General features: G+C 40.0%; 17 protein-coding genes. All 17 read right to left on the bottom strand.

Annotation, left to right across the window (positions count from 1 at the left end):
- Positions 1 to 65: 65 nt before the first annotated feature.
- Positions 66 to 4,253 (bottom strand): Mannose-sensitive agglutinin (MSHA) biogenesis protein MshQ (pilus type IV), encoded by a 4,188-nt coding sequence (locus tag PTUN_RS01820; protein ID WP_009837976.1) that lies wholly within the window; start codon positions 4,251 to 4,253, stop codon positions 66 to 68.
- Positions 4,231 to 4,707, bottom strand: a complete 477-nt coding sequence (locus PTUN_RS01815; protein WP_232284992.1) for an agglutinin biogenesis protein MshP — start codon at positions 4,705 to 4,707, stop codon at positions 4,231 to 4,233. Before PTUN_RS01815 ends, PTUN_RS01820 begins: the two co-directional genes overlap by 23 nt.
- A gap of 15 nt (positions 4,708 to 4,722) precedes the next feature.
- The gene (locus PTUN_RS01810; RefSeq protein ID WP_009837974.1) at positions 4,723 to 5,556 is read right to left on the bottom strand and encodes a type II secretion system protein; all 834 of its coding nucleotides are present in this window, start codon (positions 5,554 to 5,556) and stop codon (positions 4,723 to 4,725) included.
- The gene (locus PTUN_RS01805; RefSeq protein ID WP_009837973.1) at positions 5,556 to 6,176 is read right to left on the bottom strand and encodes a prepilin-type N-terminal cleavage/methylation domain-containing protein; all 621 of its coding nucleotides are present in this window, start codon (positions 6,174 to 6,176) and stop codon (positions 5,556 to 5,558) included. The genes PTUN_RS01810 and PTUN_RS01805 overlap by 1 nt, the downstream gene beginning before the upstream one ends.
- On the bottom strand, positions 6,163 to 6,642 hold the full coding sequence (locus tag PTUN_RS01800) for a type II secretion system protein (protein ID WP_009837972.1): 480 nt from the start codon (positions 6,640 to 6,642) through the stop codon (positions 6,163 to 6,165). The genes PTUN_RS01805 and PTUN_RS01800 overlap by 14 nt, the downstream gene beginning before the upstream one ends.
- 3 nt (positions 6,643 to 6,645) lie before the next feature.
- The gene (locus PTUN_RS22375; RefSeq protein ID WP_009837971.1) at positions 6,646 to 7,179 is read right to left on the bottom strand and encodes a prepilin-type N-terminal cleavage/methylation domain-containing protein; all 534 of its coding nucleotides are present in this window, start codon (positions 7,177 to 7,179) and stop codon (positions 6,646 to 6,648) included.
- A gap of 48 nt (positions 7,180 to 7,227) precedes the next feature.
- Positions 7,228 to 7,830 carry a type II secretion system protein gene (locus PTUN_RS01790; protein WP_009837970.1) on the bottom strand — a complete coding sequence of 201 codons (603 nt, stop codon included), beginning with the start codon at positions 7,828 to 7,830 and terminating at the stop codon, positions 7,228 to 7,230.
- A gap of 155 nt (positions 7,831 to 7,985) precedes the next feature.
- Positions 7,986 to 8,483, bottom strand: coding sequence for a hypothetical protein (locus PTUN_RS01785; protein WP_009837969.1), 498 nt, complete (start codon positions 8,481 to 8,483; stop codon positions 7,986 to 7,988).
- Positions 8,484 to 9,704, bottom strand: a complete 1,221-nt coding sequence (locus PTUN_RS01780; protein ID WP_040643856.1) for a type II secretion system F family protein — start codon at positions 9,702 to 9,704, stop codon at positions 8,484 to 8,486.
- A gap of 7 nt (positions 9,705 to 9,711) precedes the next feature.
- Entirely contained in the window at positions 9,712 to 11,430 is a 1,719-nt protein-coding gene (locus PTUN_RS01775) for a GspE/PulE family protein (protein WP_009837967.1), read from the bottom strand.
- Positions 11,430 to 12,554: a tetratricopeptide repeat protein gene (locus PTUN_RS01770; protein ID WP_009837966.1), complete on the bottom strand. Its 1,125-nt coding sequence runs from the start codon at positions 12,552 to 12,554 to the stop codon at positions 11,430 to 11,432. The genes PTUN_RS01775 and PTUN_RS01770 overlap by 1 nt, the downstream gene beginning before the upstream one ends.
- On the bottom strand, positions 12,551 to 13,450 hold the full coding sequence (locus PTUN_RS01765; protein ID WP_040643788.1) for an ExeA family protein: 900 nt from the start codon (positions 13,448 to 13,450) through the stop codon (positions 12,551 to 12,553). Before PTUN_RS01765 ends, PTUN_RS01770 begins: the two co-directional genes overlap by 4 nt.
- Before the next feature lie 2 nt (positions 13,451 to 13,452).
- Positions 13,453 to 15,144: a pilus (MSHA type) biogenesis protein MshL gene (gene mshL / locus PTUN_RS01760; RefSeq protein WP_009837963.1), complete on the bottom strand. Its 1,692-nt coding sequence runs from the start codon at positions 15,142 to 15,144 to the stop codon at positions 13,453 to 13,455.
- On the bottom strand, positions 15,128 to 15,451 hold the full coding sequence (locus PTUN_RS01755; protein WP_009837962.1) for a hypothetical protein: 324 nt from the start codon (positions 15,449 to 15,451) through the stop codon (positions 15,128 to 15,130). The genes mshL and PTUN_RS01755 overlap by 17 nt, the downstream gene beginning before the upstream one ends.
- Complete coding sequence (locus tag PTUN_RS01750; RefSeq protein WP_009837961.1) at positions 15,429 to 16,079, bottom strand: hypothetical protein; 651 nt, start codon at positions 16,077 to 16,079, stop codon at positions 15,429 to 15,431. The genes PTUN_RS01755 and PTUN_RS01750 overlap by 23 nt, the downstream gene beginning before the upstream one ends.
- Positions 16,076 to 16,663 carry a PilN domain-containing protein gene (locus tag PTUN_RS01745; protein ID WP_009837960.1) on the bottom strand — a complete coding sequence of 196 codons (588 nt, stop codon included), beginning with the start codon at positions 16,661 to 16,663 and terminating at the stop codon, positions 16,076 to 16,078. Before PTUN_RS01745 ends, PTUN_RS01750 begins: the two co-directional genes overlap by 4 nt.
- On the bottom strand, positions 16,653 to 17,591 hold the full coding sequence (locus PTUN_RS01740) for a type IV pilus biogenesis protein PilM (protein WP_009837959.1): 939 nt from the start codon (positions 17,589 to 17,591) through the stop codon (positions 16,653 to 16,655). The genes PTUN_RS01745 and PTUN_RS01740 overlap by 11 nt, the downstream gene beginning before the upstream one ends.
- Between the last annotated feature and the right edge of the window lie 80 nt (positions 17,592 to 17,671).

Genomic DNA, 17,671 nt, shown 5'->3' with positions numbered 1-17,671 from the left:
AAAACACAAGCTTTGTTCAATTTTTATATAACTTTTAGAATTATAACTTATTTATATCATTTTACTTAGTTAGATTCACGCCAATATATCACGCGATCATTACCACGAAAACGACCAAATTGAATATTCGCCCTCGGATTAAGCTGAGAACCATCGCCAAGCCAGTCAAATTGCAACCAAGTTGGGGTTGCAGAATATTCTATATTAAACATTCCTGTTTGTTCTTGTGATAATGGTTCAACCACAAGACCCTGACCTAACTCGTAATTATATTTACCACTAACAAGGCTATAAGGTGCTGCGCCACTACCTTGCATTGAGAAAGATAACGTTGGGCTCAATGGAGTAATTTGCGTTAAGCTTTGTTGATACTGACTACAGCTATCATCTGCACTTAACAACCATTGTGTTTGCGCCCAATATTGCGCTTTAAGCGGCACTTGAATTGAATTAAACGCTGAACCATAGGTATCTTCTAATTCATAGCGACCATAGCGAAACACTTTAGCATCAAGATTTAGCCTAACACCTGTACAAATGCTTGATGCCGCGGGACCACAGGGCTCAGTTAAATTATTTTGTTCGGGATTTTCATTTAAATTTGCCAGCGCAGTAATACCGTCAACGGCAGACAAGACAAAGTCAACATCAGTAAACGGGCCATCAGGTGCATCATTTCGCTTAAGCATAAAATCATCTCGGCTGAAATCATAGATACCGTTAACCCAAGTCCCCATCATTGCCTTATCTACTAATCTATGTTGGTTAGCTGCATTTTTAAAAGTACTATGAGCTTGATAATTAGGAACTCCTGCGGCATTCAAACCGACTTGATTATTTTCAATTTGAGTCTCTATTTGCGCCTTAGCAAAGCCTGCAAAATAATTTTGTGTAACTGCATTAATATCAGTTGCATCGTTTACTGCATGTAAAACAAAAGATGAATTAAATGGCTGCTCTAAATAACTAAAGCTCGCACTGCAAGCTGATGCAACATTACTTTCTTTAAGCAAAAATGCTGCGGGTACAAATCGACCAATATTATTAAGCGACCCAGAAAATGACTCTTGGTGACCTTGATAGGAACCTGCTGGAGCTTCAATGCTTAAACCTATGATCCCAACTTCATCCCAACTGCCATTAAATTGGCTCTGACCTTGGTTAAATACTAAAGCGCTGGCTGCAGGTGAAAACTGCCCAGACACTCCTCCTTGGGCGGCACTTGGAGCTTGTAGCTGATGTGTAAACAATAACGTATTGGCTGCTAAATCAGACGAACGGAAATTCGTTGTAATCAACCCTGAGCGATTAACGGCGTTGATAGTAATTGGGAAGCCTTGTTTGGTTTTTTTAAACACAGAGCCATTTTCATCAACCGCATAAGATGGGTCTGTCGGGCTGTGATTGTCTTCATCTAATATAATTTCAAATCGATCTGGCCTTACGGTAAAAGGATCGGATGCCCCTTGTAATAATGCACCATTTGTGACCGATTTTTGCGCTTGAAGATTGATTAAACCTGCATCAGGATAAATATTATTTAATGCGGCCAAGTTATTATTACTGGGATCAAAATTTAACGATACATTACTAAAACTATTACTCAAGATTGGCTGACTATTAACTGAAAATTGCATCGCAGCATCACTACTACATGCATTTGGTGTCTGACAAGTGTATTTTAGCTCAACCGTTTGAGGGCCAGTCAAAGCTGTTTGGCAAGCGCCTGTAGTGGTGTTTTTTTCAACCGCTTTTAGATAACTTGTAAATGGCACTGCTGCAACTTGGTTGGCAATCGCATTTCCTAGTGCATCGGTAAATACAAACCCCGAATCTTTAAACGTTGTTTTGCAAGCCGACAACGCCACCTCACTGCCGCCGATAAAACAACGTAATGGCACATTGGGCGAGGCATTACTTAAACTGTACTGCACCGTATCAGGTTGAATATAGTTTAAACTCAGCGACTGACTACCCGTAAAATTTAAATTATTACTCGGCGACCAAGTAGCAGCCGTATTGGGTGTCACATTGAGTGTTCCCGTAACCCCTTGAGAATAAAATGACGAACAACTAGCATCGGCACAAGCCTTAATTTGCATGCTTTCAGCCTGACAGGTTAAGCCCAAATTGTCGGCTAATTCTAAGCGATAATGATCAATCGGCGGCGGCAAAGTACAATAATGCACTCGTGTCATATCCGCTTGAACTTCTGCCAAGTCTAATGCACTGGCATAAATTTTTACTTCATCAATTTTACCCGTAAATCGTCTGCCATTTATCACCCCACCACATGTATTGGCTGATGATGTCGCGGTATCAATTCCGATGTAAAAATCACATGGAGTATCAAACAAACCATTATTAAAACTACTAGAATTATCAAGCACACCATTGATATACATGCGCTGCGCACCCGCTTTGTAAGTCACTGCAACGTGGGTCCACTGATTTAAAGGTATTTGTTGATTACTGGTGAGGGTTTCAGGGTTGCGACTGCTATTGGTCCACCACCAATATAATCGACGCTGGTTATTCAAGTGAAACTCAAAATGCTCATCTTTTGAGACAATCGCTTGCAACTCAGTTTGAGTTCGAGTTGGATAAATCCATGCACTGACCGTTATTTTTTCTTGATTGTAATCACCAGTATCATTCACTTTGGCGTAGCTTTGGCCATCTAAATCTAGATATCGGCAGGTACTATTTGGCGTCACGCCATAAGCAGGATCGGGGTTAAAATAATTAAATGCGACATTGCCAGTTCCTGTTAGGTTATTCACCAACTCAGTTGATGAGTCATCGAGGTTATTCTCAAAACGATACCAACCAATTAAACAATCAGGAGCGGTATGAGCTGGCCCGCCATTGTAGCTTTTACCTGAATTTTGATTGTTATAAACAGTATTGGCCTCGGCTAATGACAAAGAACTATCAAAAAATACCACTTCATCAACCAAGCCAAGATAATCTTGATTTGCGGTAAAACCACTGCCTTGGATTTTTTGCCCAAGCACCATTTTATTTAAACTTAATGTGCCTGTACCGCTACCAAAATCAACACACTCACTGCTGCCACCATTAATGTAGACACAGACATTGCGCTGCTCAACTGACACTGTTAAATGCTGCCAACCCGATGAGCTAATTGGGTAATTAAACCAGAATTGGTAACCTTTAAAAGAGATTTGAGGATAAAACAGATTGTTGTTATTCCACTTGCGTAATTCAACAGTAAATTCAGCAGCCCCAGATGACGATGTTGCCGAAAAAACGGTTTGTAATGCCCGGGCGGGATCAAAATCAAGCCACATCGAAAGCGCAAAACTACTTTTGCCCTGCCACATACTAAAATCGGTAAATTCTAAATAGTCTGAGATAGAATTAGCAGAAAAGTCAGCACTGTAATTGATTTTTCCATTACTATTTTCAGCCGTATTATGAGCAATACCCAAATAGTTATTAATCAGGTCATAGACATTAGAACTAATCACATCAAAGCAAAAATCAAGCGGATAATGCGCATTGGCAATACCACCACCATGACCGCTCCCGCATACTCCAGGTGCAGAACTTGGCACAGCCAGTTGATTTGCTACAAAACCATCACCAACGGTGATGTTTCCCCCAGCAGTGACTCCACCATCTATGGTTGATACTGAGCCCAGTTGAACTTCCTCAGTCGCATAAATAAAACCTTTAAAATAAGTTGAGGTACCCGTTAATACGGTGCCATCAACATACACCACCAAATAAGCCCCTGCTGAATAACTAATATTTGAGGTTAAAACGCGTAACTGCGCCTTTGTAGAACTGTTAAATGACCAGCGTAAAAAAATTCGTGTCGGGCCAGTTACTTGATATGAAGTAGTCGAGGAGAAATCTAAAATCTGCTGATCAAAATAATACTCGCCATTTAGTACCGCTGGAATAGTGGTGCCCGTCACGGTTTTAAAATTGCTAGGAATGCCTGCAGCCTCAGACGATGAAATAGCATTGGTGCCACTGGCATAACAATTGTAAGGTGAGGGGCATTTTGGTCGTTGAGAGGTTTTACTAACTACGCTGGTAATTAGTCGCCCTGCAGATGGGTAATTAAGATCTGCACCATCATCAAACTTAATTTGACTGTTATTAAAGGTGGCTAAGTTGCCCGGAAAAAGTGCAGCGCACTGCGGAAGTGCCTCGACCACATAACAAATAAAAAATGTACTAATAATGAGTATATTTTTAATTAAGTGTTTTAGCTTCAACGCTAAGCGTCCTCTGGGTTTGCCAAAAATCTTTGCGACAGTCTTCACCAAGCGCACAATCATTTACTTTGCACGTTGCACTACTTGATAAACGAAATACCGTCACGTTTTTACTTACTAAGCTTTTATCTTCTAGCGGTCCTATTTTTACGCAATCTACTTGCACTTGGCAATTGGCCAAATACCCAGAATTAAAGACTAAACTAGGTAAAACAGGGCAATTTGCAGGCACAGCGTTAAGTGGAAATAACGTAGTGAGCCCCTTTTCTAAACCACTTTGCGCGGCTAAAAATGCCCGTGCGCCATAATATTCCACCGCATTATTATGCGCTGAGCCCGACAATACTTTGACCAACGTTAAACCCAACGCCAACATTAAAATCGCTATAAATAACGCAGTTAACAGCATGCTGCCCTGCTGTTTAAACAATGAATGAATAGCTTTGTGCTTCATATGATTACTCATCCACTATGGCACATTAGGTAAATGTATTTCATGATTAAACGCCACCGATTCAGTATTATTAAAGCCCATTTCTAACTGAATATTGACAACCGAATTGCGAGTTAAACTCGCACTTTGATAACGAAATACTTCGGTAATATTTAAAGCGTTTTGTACAAATTGCCCTATGGCTACACCCGATACCCCATTAATTTGGTTCAAAAGAGTCGGGGTCGGTTGTGAGTCAAAAAAGCCATAACCTTCAAAACGATATAAGGTATTTTCTTTAACACAAAAACTCACCGGCCCGGCTGAATTTAAAACATAAATCCGTTTACTTGGTGAATCAACGCTAAAGCCCTTATCAACTTGCCAAACATCAGGCTCAGTCGTATTAATCCCTTGCGTCACACTCATTATTTGGCGCCGCTTATTATTAGTAAGTTGATAAACATCCGCGGCAGAGAGCGCATAAATGCTCACCCAATCATTTATTACAGGATCCACCAGCGCATCAACCACAGTGACATCGCCACTCGCTGCAAGGTCACTGGGTAAGTTGTTAGTATAAACAGTGCTACTTTTAAAAGGAGTAAACTCTAAGCACTGCACTACACTACAAGGATTTGAAGTTGAGTTATCGCAACTGAGCCGCACTGAATTTGGCGCAGCGTGCCGCAGTTCTTTACTTAAGCGAGTTTGTAAAAAACGTGCTTGTGATACGACTTCATCACGTTCAGTGGCTTGTGCATAAATTTGCGCACCAAAGCTTAGATATTGCACAGTACCAACCGACACTATACCTAAAATAACAATCACTAAAATCAGTTCAACTAACGTAAAACCAGAACGCTTCATTAGTAATTCCCTCGATAAGCAGAAAAACCATACTCTTCATTATTACTCGCGGTGATTTTTATGGTAATAAATTTGGCTGTTTTGCTTGTTTGTTGCCCAGTACCATCATAATTATCATCGTACTGCACAGTTATAATAAGGCTAAACCCACGGTAATAATCGGCGGGTAAATCAAAAAATGCAGCAAAATCGGCATCGCTATTGAGCGCTAAATTATGGTAGTCATCAACATCATTAAAGGTACTTCGGGTTTCTAAACTTGAACCCGTGCATGCTGGTGCGGTTTTACTGTCATCTAAGCAGTCTTTGCCAAAACTTGCTTGCGCTGTACACACTAAGCTGTTTTCTCCACAGCGCAACCAAGGCGCGCCGCGTTGTGACTGTTGATCAAATGATTTGGCTAATATTTCATTCATTAAGGCCTGGCCAAGCGCTGTTGCCCGAATTTGTACCAAAGGATCGGCACTTTGCCTTGCTTGTGGTGCTAACAAATTGGTGATAATTGTCATGGTAATGGCAAGCACTACCATGCCAATTATTAATTCGACCAAGGTAAAACCTTGCGCAAGCTTAAGCTTAGCTGTAAAAAACGAGCGCCTGAAGTGGTTACTGGCAGCCATAAATCAACCCTTCACTGTTGATACAAATATCAGCTTCACCTAAATCAATCCGACACATTGTACTGCAATTTGGTGTGTTATTGGTGCGACCTAAACTATCAAATTCAATGGTTGTGAATGTGGCATTATTGGCATCTTTGGCGCTAAAACGAATGTCGGTACTCGCGCTATCTAATGCGACCACTAAATAATCAGCATTATTGTTGTCGGCGGTATTACCGCAAGTGTCGACTGTCGGCGGTGCAAGTAAGGTGGGAGAAATAACTATTTTATGGCAAGGCGCACCTGTATTTTGCATAGCGCGCAACTGCATTGTCCGCAGGACGCTTAATGCTTGATCACGTGCAGTATAAGAATCAAAAATACTGGGACCAAAAAATTTGGGCACAACCGTCACCGACAGCGTGCCCAAAATAACTATGGTAATGATCAGCTCAACTAAAGAAAAACCGCGAGCTAAAAGCATTGATTAACAAGCTGTTACTTTAATATCAAGCACACCATCTAAATTACTGTAACTCGCAAAACATTTTATTACATCAGCAGTAACTGTTGAAGGAATTCCAGTGGTAGCATCAAGAGTTATAGTGTTAGTAGGCACCACTTTTAATATTGCGGTTCCAGCAGCAGAACTATCTCCTTCATAAACTACAAAGTCAGCATTTCTAGCATCAGCATCACTCGCAACAGCTTTTAAATCAAGTAAGTGAATCCAAGTAGTATCCCAATCCTCATCTGGATAGCCCTTATCCGTAATAACTGAATTTGCGCCTTGTACATTTGGTAATGTGAAATCTGCAGTATTTTGAGCACCAGCAATAATCGCTTTACCATAAACAATATTCTTTGAGGTTTCCATTGACGCTTTAATACCATCTAACGTTGCGGTATTGGCATCATCTTGTAAATTCAAAAACTTTGGCGCTGCGGTTACCGCTAAAATACCAAGAATAACAATAACAATGATCAATTCGATCAAAGTAAAACCCTGTTGCTTTTTCATTATGAGTACCTCTTTGTAAAATTATAAAAAGTGTGTGATTCGTTGTTGTTACTGATTAAATACTAATACTTGCCCTGTTTGTGGGTAATAAGAAAAACCATGCTCATTACCTGTTGAAGGCACTTCAACACCATTAGCTGGAATCGCAGCAGTATCAATAGAATTTGTTAAATAATAAATGCATTTATCGTTGCCACCATTTTCAAAAAAGCGCACTAAAAAACGATTCGCTTCAATGTCTGCGGCAGTTGCATTAATTGTATTTGACGGCGGACTTTGTAAAATAGAATCAAAAACTTGCTTACATTTAGCTGCTGTCATTGTTGTCGCTAACGTATTGGTTCTTTCTGTATTGTCGGTCGTTGGATAACCATTGGTATTATCAACGCCCACATCAATTGTATCGTATGTGATAAATGTGACATTTGCAGTGCCTTTTGGTCGCCCATTTAATTCCCATTGCGCACGAACAAGCCCAACAGCAGCGGCAAATCCACCCGCCATGCCTTCAACAGAGGCATCTTCAGCTTGATCAGTCACATCTAAAAAACGCGGCAGAGCAGTCGCTGCAAGTAAGCCTAAAATAATAACTACTATTACCAACTCTATTAAGGTAAAACCTGCTTGTTTTGTTTTAATTTGTTGTTTCATCGCCAACTCAATAATGCTTATTTATAAATAAGTTATCTTTCATTTAACTGAATTTATCACAAAGATACAATTCATTTTATCCATTTAATCAGTATTTTTTTACATTTAGGAACTAAAACCAATTTCAAAGTACTTTTTGCTCATCATTTAGCGCTTTAATTCACTAAATTTACTTTCCCACTCGAACTATCATAGCTAAACATTTCACGTTCAATACCATAGTATCGACAGCTTGTAGGCTCACCTTGAGAGTTGAGCTCAACTTTTACTTTATGAACTTTTTGCCAAGGTTGCGATTGCATATTTATCCACAGTGCTTTGCAATTTAGCTGCTCTTTGTTTAATCCTAACGGGTAACCTTGTTGATTAACAAAAAAACGTAAAATCCCTTTTGCTTTTAAATCTGGGGTATCAGAAAGCGACAATTCAACTAACTCTCTTTTTTCGGTTAACCACTTACTTCGGATAGCGTTAATACTTTGTTTAAATTCAGCGACCGACTTTTCGTTATTCACTGTTGCAACCGACTCTAATAAATTAAAAACTTTAGTGCCAAATAATGCAAAAAAAATGGCAATAATAATCAATACCAGCACTCGATAAAAAAGCGCCGAGCTGCCTTCTTTATACTGCTGAGCTGAAGATTGCCCCACCTAACGCCCCTTAATTGCCGACATCATGTCCCACATTGGCGTAAATATACCCAGCGCTAATACTAATACCATAACCGCTACCGCAGAGATAAGAATAGGTTCTATTTTTGCGGTCAAACTCTTAAGATCAAAATCCACTTCGCGCTCGTAAAACTCAGCAGACTCTTGCAATAATTCATCAACTTGCCCAGTTTCTTCGCCTACCGCTACCATTTGTAGTACTAGCTGAGTAAACAAACCACTTTGTTTTGAAACTCGCAATAAGCTCTCACCTTTTTCAATCCCACGACGCATTTCAAGTACTTTTTGTTCCATAAACGTATTATCGACCGCTTCAGCAACTAACGATAACCCTGTGGTCATAGGAACACCTGAGCGCAATATCATCGCAAAACTTCGGCTATAGCGGGCAAGCAATGAACGTTCAATAATAGTGCCAACCAAGGGAATTTTGAGTTTGATCCGATCCCACTTCAAGCGCCCTGAAACGGAATGGAGATAATTGCGCACTAATGCCACAGTCGCCACCATGCCGATGATCAGTAACAACCAATAATTAACAAAAAATCCCGACGTACCAATTAAGATGCGTGTCATCAGGGGTAACTCGGCATTAAACTTACTAAACATATTTGCAAAAGTAGGGATCACAAAAATATTTAAAATAAACATAGCCGCTACAAGCGCTAATATGACAAAGGTTGGATAACGCATAGCGGATTTTATCCGTTTACGAGTCTCTTGCTCACGTTCAAAATAGGTCGCTAACTGTAAAAATGCATCCTCTAAGCGACCAGTACTTTCACCTACCACGACAATAGAAACCATAAGTCGATTAAAGATTTTTTTATGACTGGCCATCGCACTTGATAAGTTGCGCCCTTGCTCAAGCTGTTTGGTTAAATCAGTTAAGGCTTCAGCGAAGCGTTTATGGGTTGTTGTTTCAGCAAGCCCTACAATCGCTCGAATAATTGGGATCCCCGCCTTTAATAATGAGTACATTTGTCGGCAAAAAATAATCAACTCATCAAGCTCAACTTTAGGCTCAAAGTAACGCATAAAATTACCGTCACTTAGTTGCTCTTTAGTTGGTGTAATGCTCATTGGAATGCAATCGCGTTTAAATAACGCATCGGCAGCTGCATTCTGATTAGCAGCCTCAATCACACCTTGCACTAGCTTGCCTTGACTGTCTTTGGCTTGATATTTAAACATGGCCATGAGCGAGTTAATCACCCATCACTTCAGGTAAACCTTCAGAAACCCGAAACACCTCATCCAATGTGGTGATCCCTTGGCTGGCATACTGTAATGTCATGATGGCTAATGGCTCAAAGTCAGGATTATTTTTAGCTGCAACAGCAAATGCTTGAGTATCAGCAAGACGTAGCGCATCCATCATCGGCTCATTCATTTCAAGTAATTCAAATACACCGATACGGCCTTTATAACCCGTATGATTACACGATGAACAACCTCGACCAATGCTAAAACTATGTGAAATATCATGACCTTTTTGCAGATATTTTATCCAAGCTAGCTCTTGTGCATCGGGCGTGTATTCACCTCGGCAATTGTCACAAATACGACGCACCAACCGCTGCGCTATAATTGAGCGTAATGAGCTGGCCACTAAATAAGAGGGCGCGCCCATATCAATTAAGCGCATTGCACTGGTGATGGCATCATTCGTATGCAGCGTCGATAAAACTAAATGACCTGTTAATGCACCTCGTAGCCCTATTTCTACCGTTTCTTGATCTCGCATTTCTCCGACCATGATCACATCAGGATCTTGTCTTAAGGTGGTACGCAGTACATTGGCAAACGTTAAACCAATTTTAGTATTAACCTGTACCTGATTGATCCGCTTTAAACGGTATTCAACCGGGTCTTCTACTGTAATTATTTTTGTGCTTGGTAAGTTCAGCTCACTCAGAGCACCGTACAAAGTAGTGGTTTTACCCGAACCCGTTGGCCCCGTTACCAATATCATGCCATGCGGACGCTTTAAGGTTTCACGCATTCTTTTGAGCATTTTTGCCGGCATACCAGTTTGGTCTAAAGTCAGTAAACCTGCCGACTGATCGAGTAAACGCATTACAACTGATTCACCATTTTGCACTGGCATAGTTGAAACACGCACATCAATACTATGTTTTTTAACCTTAATATTGAAACGGCCATCTTGCGGTAAACGCTTTTCGGAAATATCAAGCCCAGACATAAGCTTTAAGCGCAGTACCAACGCTGCGGCGATCGCCACTTGATCTAAGGTATTTTCGTGTAAAATGCCATCTATGCGCTGGCGAATTCGCAGTAACCCTTCATCAGGTTCAATATGAATATCCGATGCGCGCATTTGCACCGCATCCTCAAAAATTGACTGTAATAGTTTTACAACGGTGGCATCGGATGCATCATTATCAATTGCGTTAAGATCGAACTCCTCACCTTCTTGATATTCTTCTTCTAACTGAGAAGCGAAGTTTTCAATATCTTGGGTGCGTCGATATAGGTTATCAAACGCTTCCATAATTTGGCTTTCTTGTACAACCGCAAGTTCAATTTGTTTTGGTTCTACAATCGGTGCTATTTGATCTAAACCACTTAAATCAGCCGGATCACTCATGCCAAGCAAAATAGTATCGCCACGGTCTTCAATGACTAAAGCGCGGTAACGTCTTGCATAAACTTCAGGTAAAATCTTGGCAACTTCAGGTGCTATACGCTGCTGCGAAATATCTAAAAAAGGCACATTTAATTGCTGAGCTAAAAAACGTAATAACTGTGGTTCGCTCAGCATATTAAGCTCAATTAGGGTCGAGCCAAGTTTTCGACCCGATGCTTTTTGCGCTTGTAAGGCCTGTAATAATTGATATTCTTCAATGATCCCTTCATGTACTAAGAGATCACCTAGGCGCATTTTTAATCTTGGGCGGATCATTAATTTGCTCCAAGATATAAAAGACGTTGCTCAGCATGATCTTGAGAACCTGGAGATAAGCCCCCCAGTTGCAAAGCGGTCATATAATAACGGCGTGCATTATACTTATCGGCAGCAATTTCACTGGCACTCGCTAAGGCTAACCACCATTTAGCTTGCTCGGGTTGTAATTGAGTTAACTGACGAAAGCAATTTAAGGCAATATCATTTTCACCCAATTGCTGCGCAGCTGTACCTTTTAAGATCCAAAAATCGATATTGGCATATCTTTCAAATTGCTGACTTAAAACTGGCAATACAGATTGATAACTTTGTTGTTCAGTTAATATCTTGGCCAACAGAACCCGCCAACGCATCACATCGGGATTAAAACGTAAACCTTGGCGTAAAATCGCATCGGCTTGAGCGAGTTGTCCGCGACCATAATAGGCTGCAGCGAGTAAGCTTCTGGCATCAATATGCAGTGGCATTAACGTTAATGCTTTATCTAAGTCAATAATTGCATCTTCAATTAAACCAAATTTAAATGCTTCTTTGCCTTTATTAAACCAGTTATCGGCACGCTCTTGTGTTGAAATTTGGCGAACATTAATTTTTGCTTGGGCGGGGGTAACTTTATTTTTCACTGCGCGAGCTTCATTATCAGCCTGTGCAGCTTGATCTTTTTTATTGGCTTTGCCTACCGGCTCATCGGTTACTTTAACTGCAAGTGCGCTTGAAGATTGAGTCTTAATATTTGGATCAATTTTTTGATCGTCAATACCAGCTTGGCTATTAGCGGAATTAACTACGCTATTATTCTGTATATTCTGATTTTCTATCGATGATGTTGCGCTAGCATTTTGCGCTGCCCCGCTGCCCTGTATAGCCAATTCATCACCTTGCACTGGCTGAGCAAGTTCGGCATTCAATTTTTGGGTTTTTGATAGATCAGAAGCTTTTTTCTGAGGAATAAATACATAAGCCAGAATCACTACGCTACACAGTAAAACCCCAATACCGGCTCGTTTTCCTAAAGTGGCATAATCATAAATAGGTTCAACTTCAACAGTTTTTTCAAGCTCAAGATCTGGTTGAGGCTTTCTCTTTTCAATATCTTTGAGCATTTTATTGATAATACTCATAGCACTTGCCTCCACAGCCATAAAGAAAATACAGATAAAAGCACCACAGCAGTTCCCACTGCCCACCACAAGATGTCGTTATTTTTTGCACAGTCTTCAGTATCGGCAATTGCGACAGCAACATGTTTTGCTGTCAATTGCGTTTCTCCAGCCCCAAAAGCTTGCAACAATACTTTATGACACAAAAGATTAACTAAACGTGGTATGCCACGACTCGCCTTTGCTACTTTCAGTGAGATATTTTTATCAAACAGTTTGGGGTTATTACTCCCAGCAATACTTAAGCGGTGCTCAATGTAATAAACAACTTCGGCGGTTGTCATTGCTCGTAATTTATAAGAAAAACTGATCCGTTGACGCAATTGCCGTACACGTTCATGTGCTAATTTTTGATCTAATTCTGGCTGACCAAAAAGAACAACTTGCAGTAACTTTCTATTTTCAGTTTCTAAATTTGTAAATAAGCGAAGGGCTTCGAGTGCGTCCCAGCTTAAGCTTTGTGCTTCATCAATAATCAATACCACAGATTTATGTTCGGTCTGTAATTGCAATAATTGGTGCTCAATTTTCTGACTTAACGTTTGTTGATCAATTGCCGGATCGAGCTGCAAACCGAGTTCAGTCGCAAACGCCCAGCGCAATTCATCAGGATTTAAATAAGGATTAGGTAAATACGCCACCACCACATCACCCGCTAAACTATTAAGCAGCTTGCGGCATAACAAGGTTTTGCCTGTACCAACCTCACCTGTAACCTTAATAAAACCTTCCCCCATTTTTAATGCAGTTAACAGCACTTGCATCGCTTCATTATGCGGCTGTAGAGCGCAAAAAAATTGCGTATTCGGCGTCAGCGAAAAAGGCATTTCCTGTAGTGAAAAAAAGCTTAAATACATAATTAGTTTGAATACCAACTTTTTAACAGCTGCATTGAGCGCTGTTGCTGTTGTTGCCAAGTATCAGCCATCACGACTGTTGGTTTGATTAAAATAATGAGCTCTTTTTTATCCTGACGCTTTCGCACACTTTTAAATAAATGCCCAAGTACCGGCATATCACCTAAGAGTGGGGTTTTTGATTCCTCATCGGTAGTCACGGTTTGCATTAAACCACCTATCACTACGATTTCACCGCTGCCAGCTCGAATAACAGTATCAGACTCTCGAATGTTACTTTGCGCCAAAGGCAGTACAAACTCTTCATTATTAAGGGTAATCACTTTGCGTTGCTCTGCTGTTTCAGTGACAGATGGGTGCACATGTAAAATCACCGAGCCATATTTATCAATTTGTGGTGTGACATCCAGTGCAATACCTGAGAAAAAAGGCGTTAGTGATATTTCAGGTGTCGTGGTTGTCGCATTACCTGTCACTGTGGTGCTAGAAACCTCAGTCACAAAGTACTCATCTTGTCCTACTTTTATGACCGCTTTTTGGTTGTTTGTTGCGGTAACTCGAGGATTTGACAGCATTTGCACATCACCTTGAGTCGACAGCAAGCTGACAACTCCAGAAAAATCAGCATTTTTAAAGACCAAACTAGAGACACCACCAATACCTGCGGTAATAGTATTGCCGATTTGCCCCGAAGCTGTGGTGGCAAACGTTAAATCTGTACTACCAATATGACCAAGCACCTCTTTCCAATTAACACCTTGCTGATAATCGTCCTTCAAGGTTACTTCAATAATTTTGGCTTCTAAAATAACTTGGCGCTGCAGACTTTCTTCACTTAAACGTAAAAACTCTTTCATTGCCGCAATTTCACTTGGTAAGGCATGTACAGTAACCAAGCTTGCTTGTGGGCTAACAATGATGTAGCGGCCTTTATCTACGCCAACTAATGATTCAAGCGCTTTTTTTAAATCAGTCCAAAAATCAAATTCTGATGATGTCTGAATACTGGCACCATTCATTTGTGAACCGTTACTCATGCCATTTCCATTACCTGAACTCTGATTACCGTTTGCACCAGAATTTTGGTTATTACCTCGTGCGCCAGAATTTGCTGAGCCTCCGCTGCCACTTTGACCAAACTGACTCACGCCACCAGCAACCACACTGACGGTAGAAATTCCGGTGCGCTTCATCATTAAATAATTAACTGCGATAGACTCTGTTCGCATTCTCGCGGGCAATACTTGCACCACTTTACCATCACGAAATACATCTAGCGGATACATGCGGGTAACGATTTTAATCACTTCATCAAGAGTAACATCTTTCAGATTGAGGCTTATTTTTCCTTCTACTTCAGGATGAAGCGCAACACTGTAAGGTGTGCCATCAACTAAGCTAGCAAAAAAGCTTCTAACGTCGACTTCATTGGCAGCAATTTCAAAACGCTTCATATCAAGTTCATTAGGCGCGAATAAATTAGACTTTACAGATGAGAGTAATTCTTCGGTTAATTCAGCTGGCATCTTAGCTGAGTTTTTTTGTTGGGCATTTTGCGCCACAGAAGATGTCAGCTCATCTGCAATATGAGGGCGGATATCTGGGTCTTTTTGCGTAATTTCACAGCCCACTAAACCCAATGCGATATAAGGAAATATAGCTAATTTAAATGCTTTTTTAACGTTTAATTTCATGATGATATAATTCTAATTTTAGTTGTTCGCTACCACGAGTTAAATAAACAGTATCTGCGTTAATTTTACTAAGAACGTATTCGCCCACTTGCTCACCTTTAGCATATATTTTGCCTGAGATGACCACTTTGACTTTTCCCTGCTTTCGGATCACTGACTCTAAACGCAATGTACCTAAAGACCCGGCAACGGATACATTTTTCTGATGCTTAATATTAGGTTTGGTCGGATCTTGATAGCTTTTCCCAAACGATAAAGCAGGTAAAATCAACAACAGCCAAATACTAAATAGATAAAAACTCTTCATCTGCACTCACCGTTGTTATAACCAAACTTAATTGCGCTATCGGATATTGAATCACCTGATAGCTATACTCTTTAATAAACAGTTTTTCTTCTAAATTTTGCACCGCATTTAAATACTTTAATAAATCAAAATACTCGCCTTCGAGCGTAATAGCCATGCCGTGCTCATAAAATGCAACTTTCTGCTGTTGTTCTAAACCGATAATGATTGGTTCTACGCCGACTAATTTGAACGCTTTTAAAGTCAACTTGCGATTATCAAGCAATACTTTTTTAAGCACAGCAGCCATTTTGTAAGGCGGCACAAAGCCTTGACTAAACTGATTTAATTTCTCATCAACTTGCTTTAAAGCTAGCTCAGCTGTCGCAATTTCACTTCTAAGTTCTTGGGTATAATCTCGAGTTAATGCGTCACTAAATAAGGTTATTTGAGCTGTATTCGCAACAAGTTTTTTTTCTATCGCGATTAAGGATTGAGCATTTTTTTGCCATTTTAAATAAAGCGGATTAAGCAAATAAAAGCCAAAAAGATAACAAATTAAAAACAAACCAACACCAAAAATGAGGTATTTTTCTCTCATTTGTAAGGCTGCAAACTTCTCTCTATAAACTTGCCATTGCTGCTTCATTTTGCCTCCATAACTGGCTCGCTAGCAACTCGAAAATAGGTAACGCCATCACGTTGTTCAAACTTCATTTCGGATAGAAGCTTACCTGAAAAATAACTTGATGCTTTTAACCCATCTAACCAATGGGGAATTTGTGCTGGCTCGTCTGTTTGCCCTTCTAAAATAATATGCTGATTATTAAATTTAAATCCAGTTAACCAAATAAGAGGATCGTGAAGCCGCGCTAAATCTTCCATTACCTCAGCATATAAAATAGTTTGCTCATGGGTTGAAATAAACTCCATAACTAATTGCTTGTGCTGAATTTCAGCTTTTATCTGAGCGAGTTGTTGCGACAGTACATTCTTATCTTGTTTTCTCGCTAAGGCTGTTTGCAATTCAGTTAACGTCGCTTGCTGTTCTGCTACTAATTGCTGCTGGTTTTGTAGCATTTTTTGCTGCGCCACCACTTTAGTTTTAAGCACACTTGAAAGCAAAACCATAACCAACAAAAGAGTAAGTAAAAATACCGTTACTCGATTTAAACTCAACGGATCTTTTTTTGGACGAAGTTCAGCTAAATATAAGTTAATCCTAGTTTTCATCGTCAACTCCAATTAACTCCATCGCGGCAGCAATCGCTAAATGATAATTAGGATCCTGCCCTTCACAAGCAGCTAGTGCAGTAGTGAATTTTTCAACTTTTACAGGAAAATGTTGCCCTAGCTCTGTGGCGAGCTCCACCAAATAAGGGCTTGGTAAACTCAATAAAATAGCTCGTAATGGCGGCTGTTTTAGTTGGCTTTCAAAAAAATCGATTGAACGTTGAATTTCTAAGCTTAACGAGTCTAATAAACCATGTTGGAGATCTTCTAAAGTCATAGAAGAAATTCGACTAAAACCACGTAAACGCCTTGCAAACAGTACTGCACCGTCGCGCACAATTAATAAGCTAGGCTCTTGGCCGAGCTCTTGTGAAATAATCAAATTTGCAGCGCTGTGTTTGCCAACTAATGTAGTGAGCATTATTTCTTCGCAACTTAATAGCTCTAATTTAGCTGAAGCTTTTTTTATGGCGTCAATAATAGGGGTAATGAACGAGCGATTGGTCACAAAAACACTTATTTTATCTTGATTCCCTTGCTTAACAGGGTGATCGATATAATCGGCAATAATATCTGCTGAATTAATTGTTACTAAGTCTTTTACTGTCCATGGTAATGACTGCTGAATTTCTTCTGGAGATAAATTAGGCTTATCAATTTGTACCAACTGGTAACTTTGGCTAGGTAATATTAAGGATACTAAAGCAGAAGGGGCTGCTATTTTTTTTAGACAAGTCACTATTGCCGATGTTAGCACTAAATCTGATGTGAGTTGCGCTGAATAGTGCTCCACTATCAACCAGTTTTTTTGCTTTTTCTCCATACAAACAGCTGTGATCTGATGTTGCTGTACGACAACACCAATAACCATAGTTTGGTTTTGGTTAAAGTTTAAAAAAGGCAAACGTGAAAGCAGAGTTTTGATCATATAATTATTATAAAATTCAGCTGATATCTTAAATTATCAGGTATTTAGCTAACTAAGCAAGTTAATTGCCCGCTTAATTC

This window comes from Pseudoalteromonas tunicata (assembly GCF_002310815.1).
Classification (GTDB): domain Bacteria; phylum Pseudomonadota; class Gammaproteobacteria; order Enterobacterales; family Alteromonadaceae; genus Pseudoalteromonas; species Pseudoalteromonas tunicata.
Note: the sequence above shows the minus strand (reverse complement) of the source record. Positions and strands in the feature narration are given on the sequence as shown.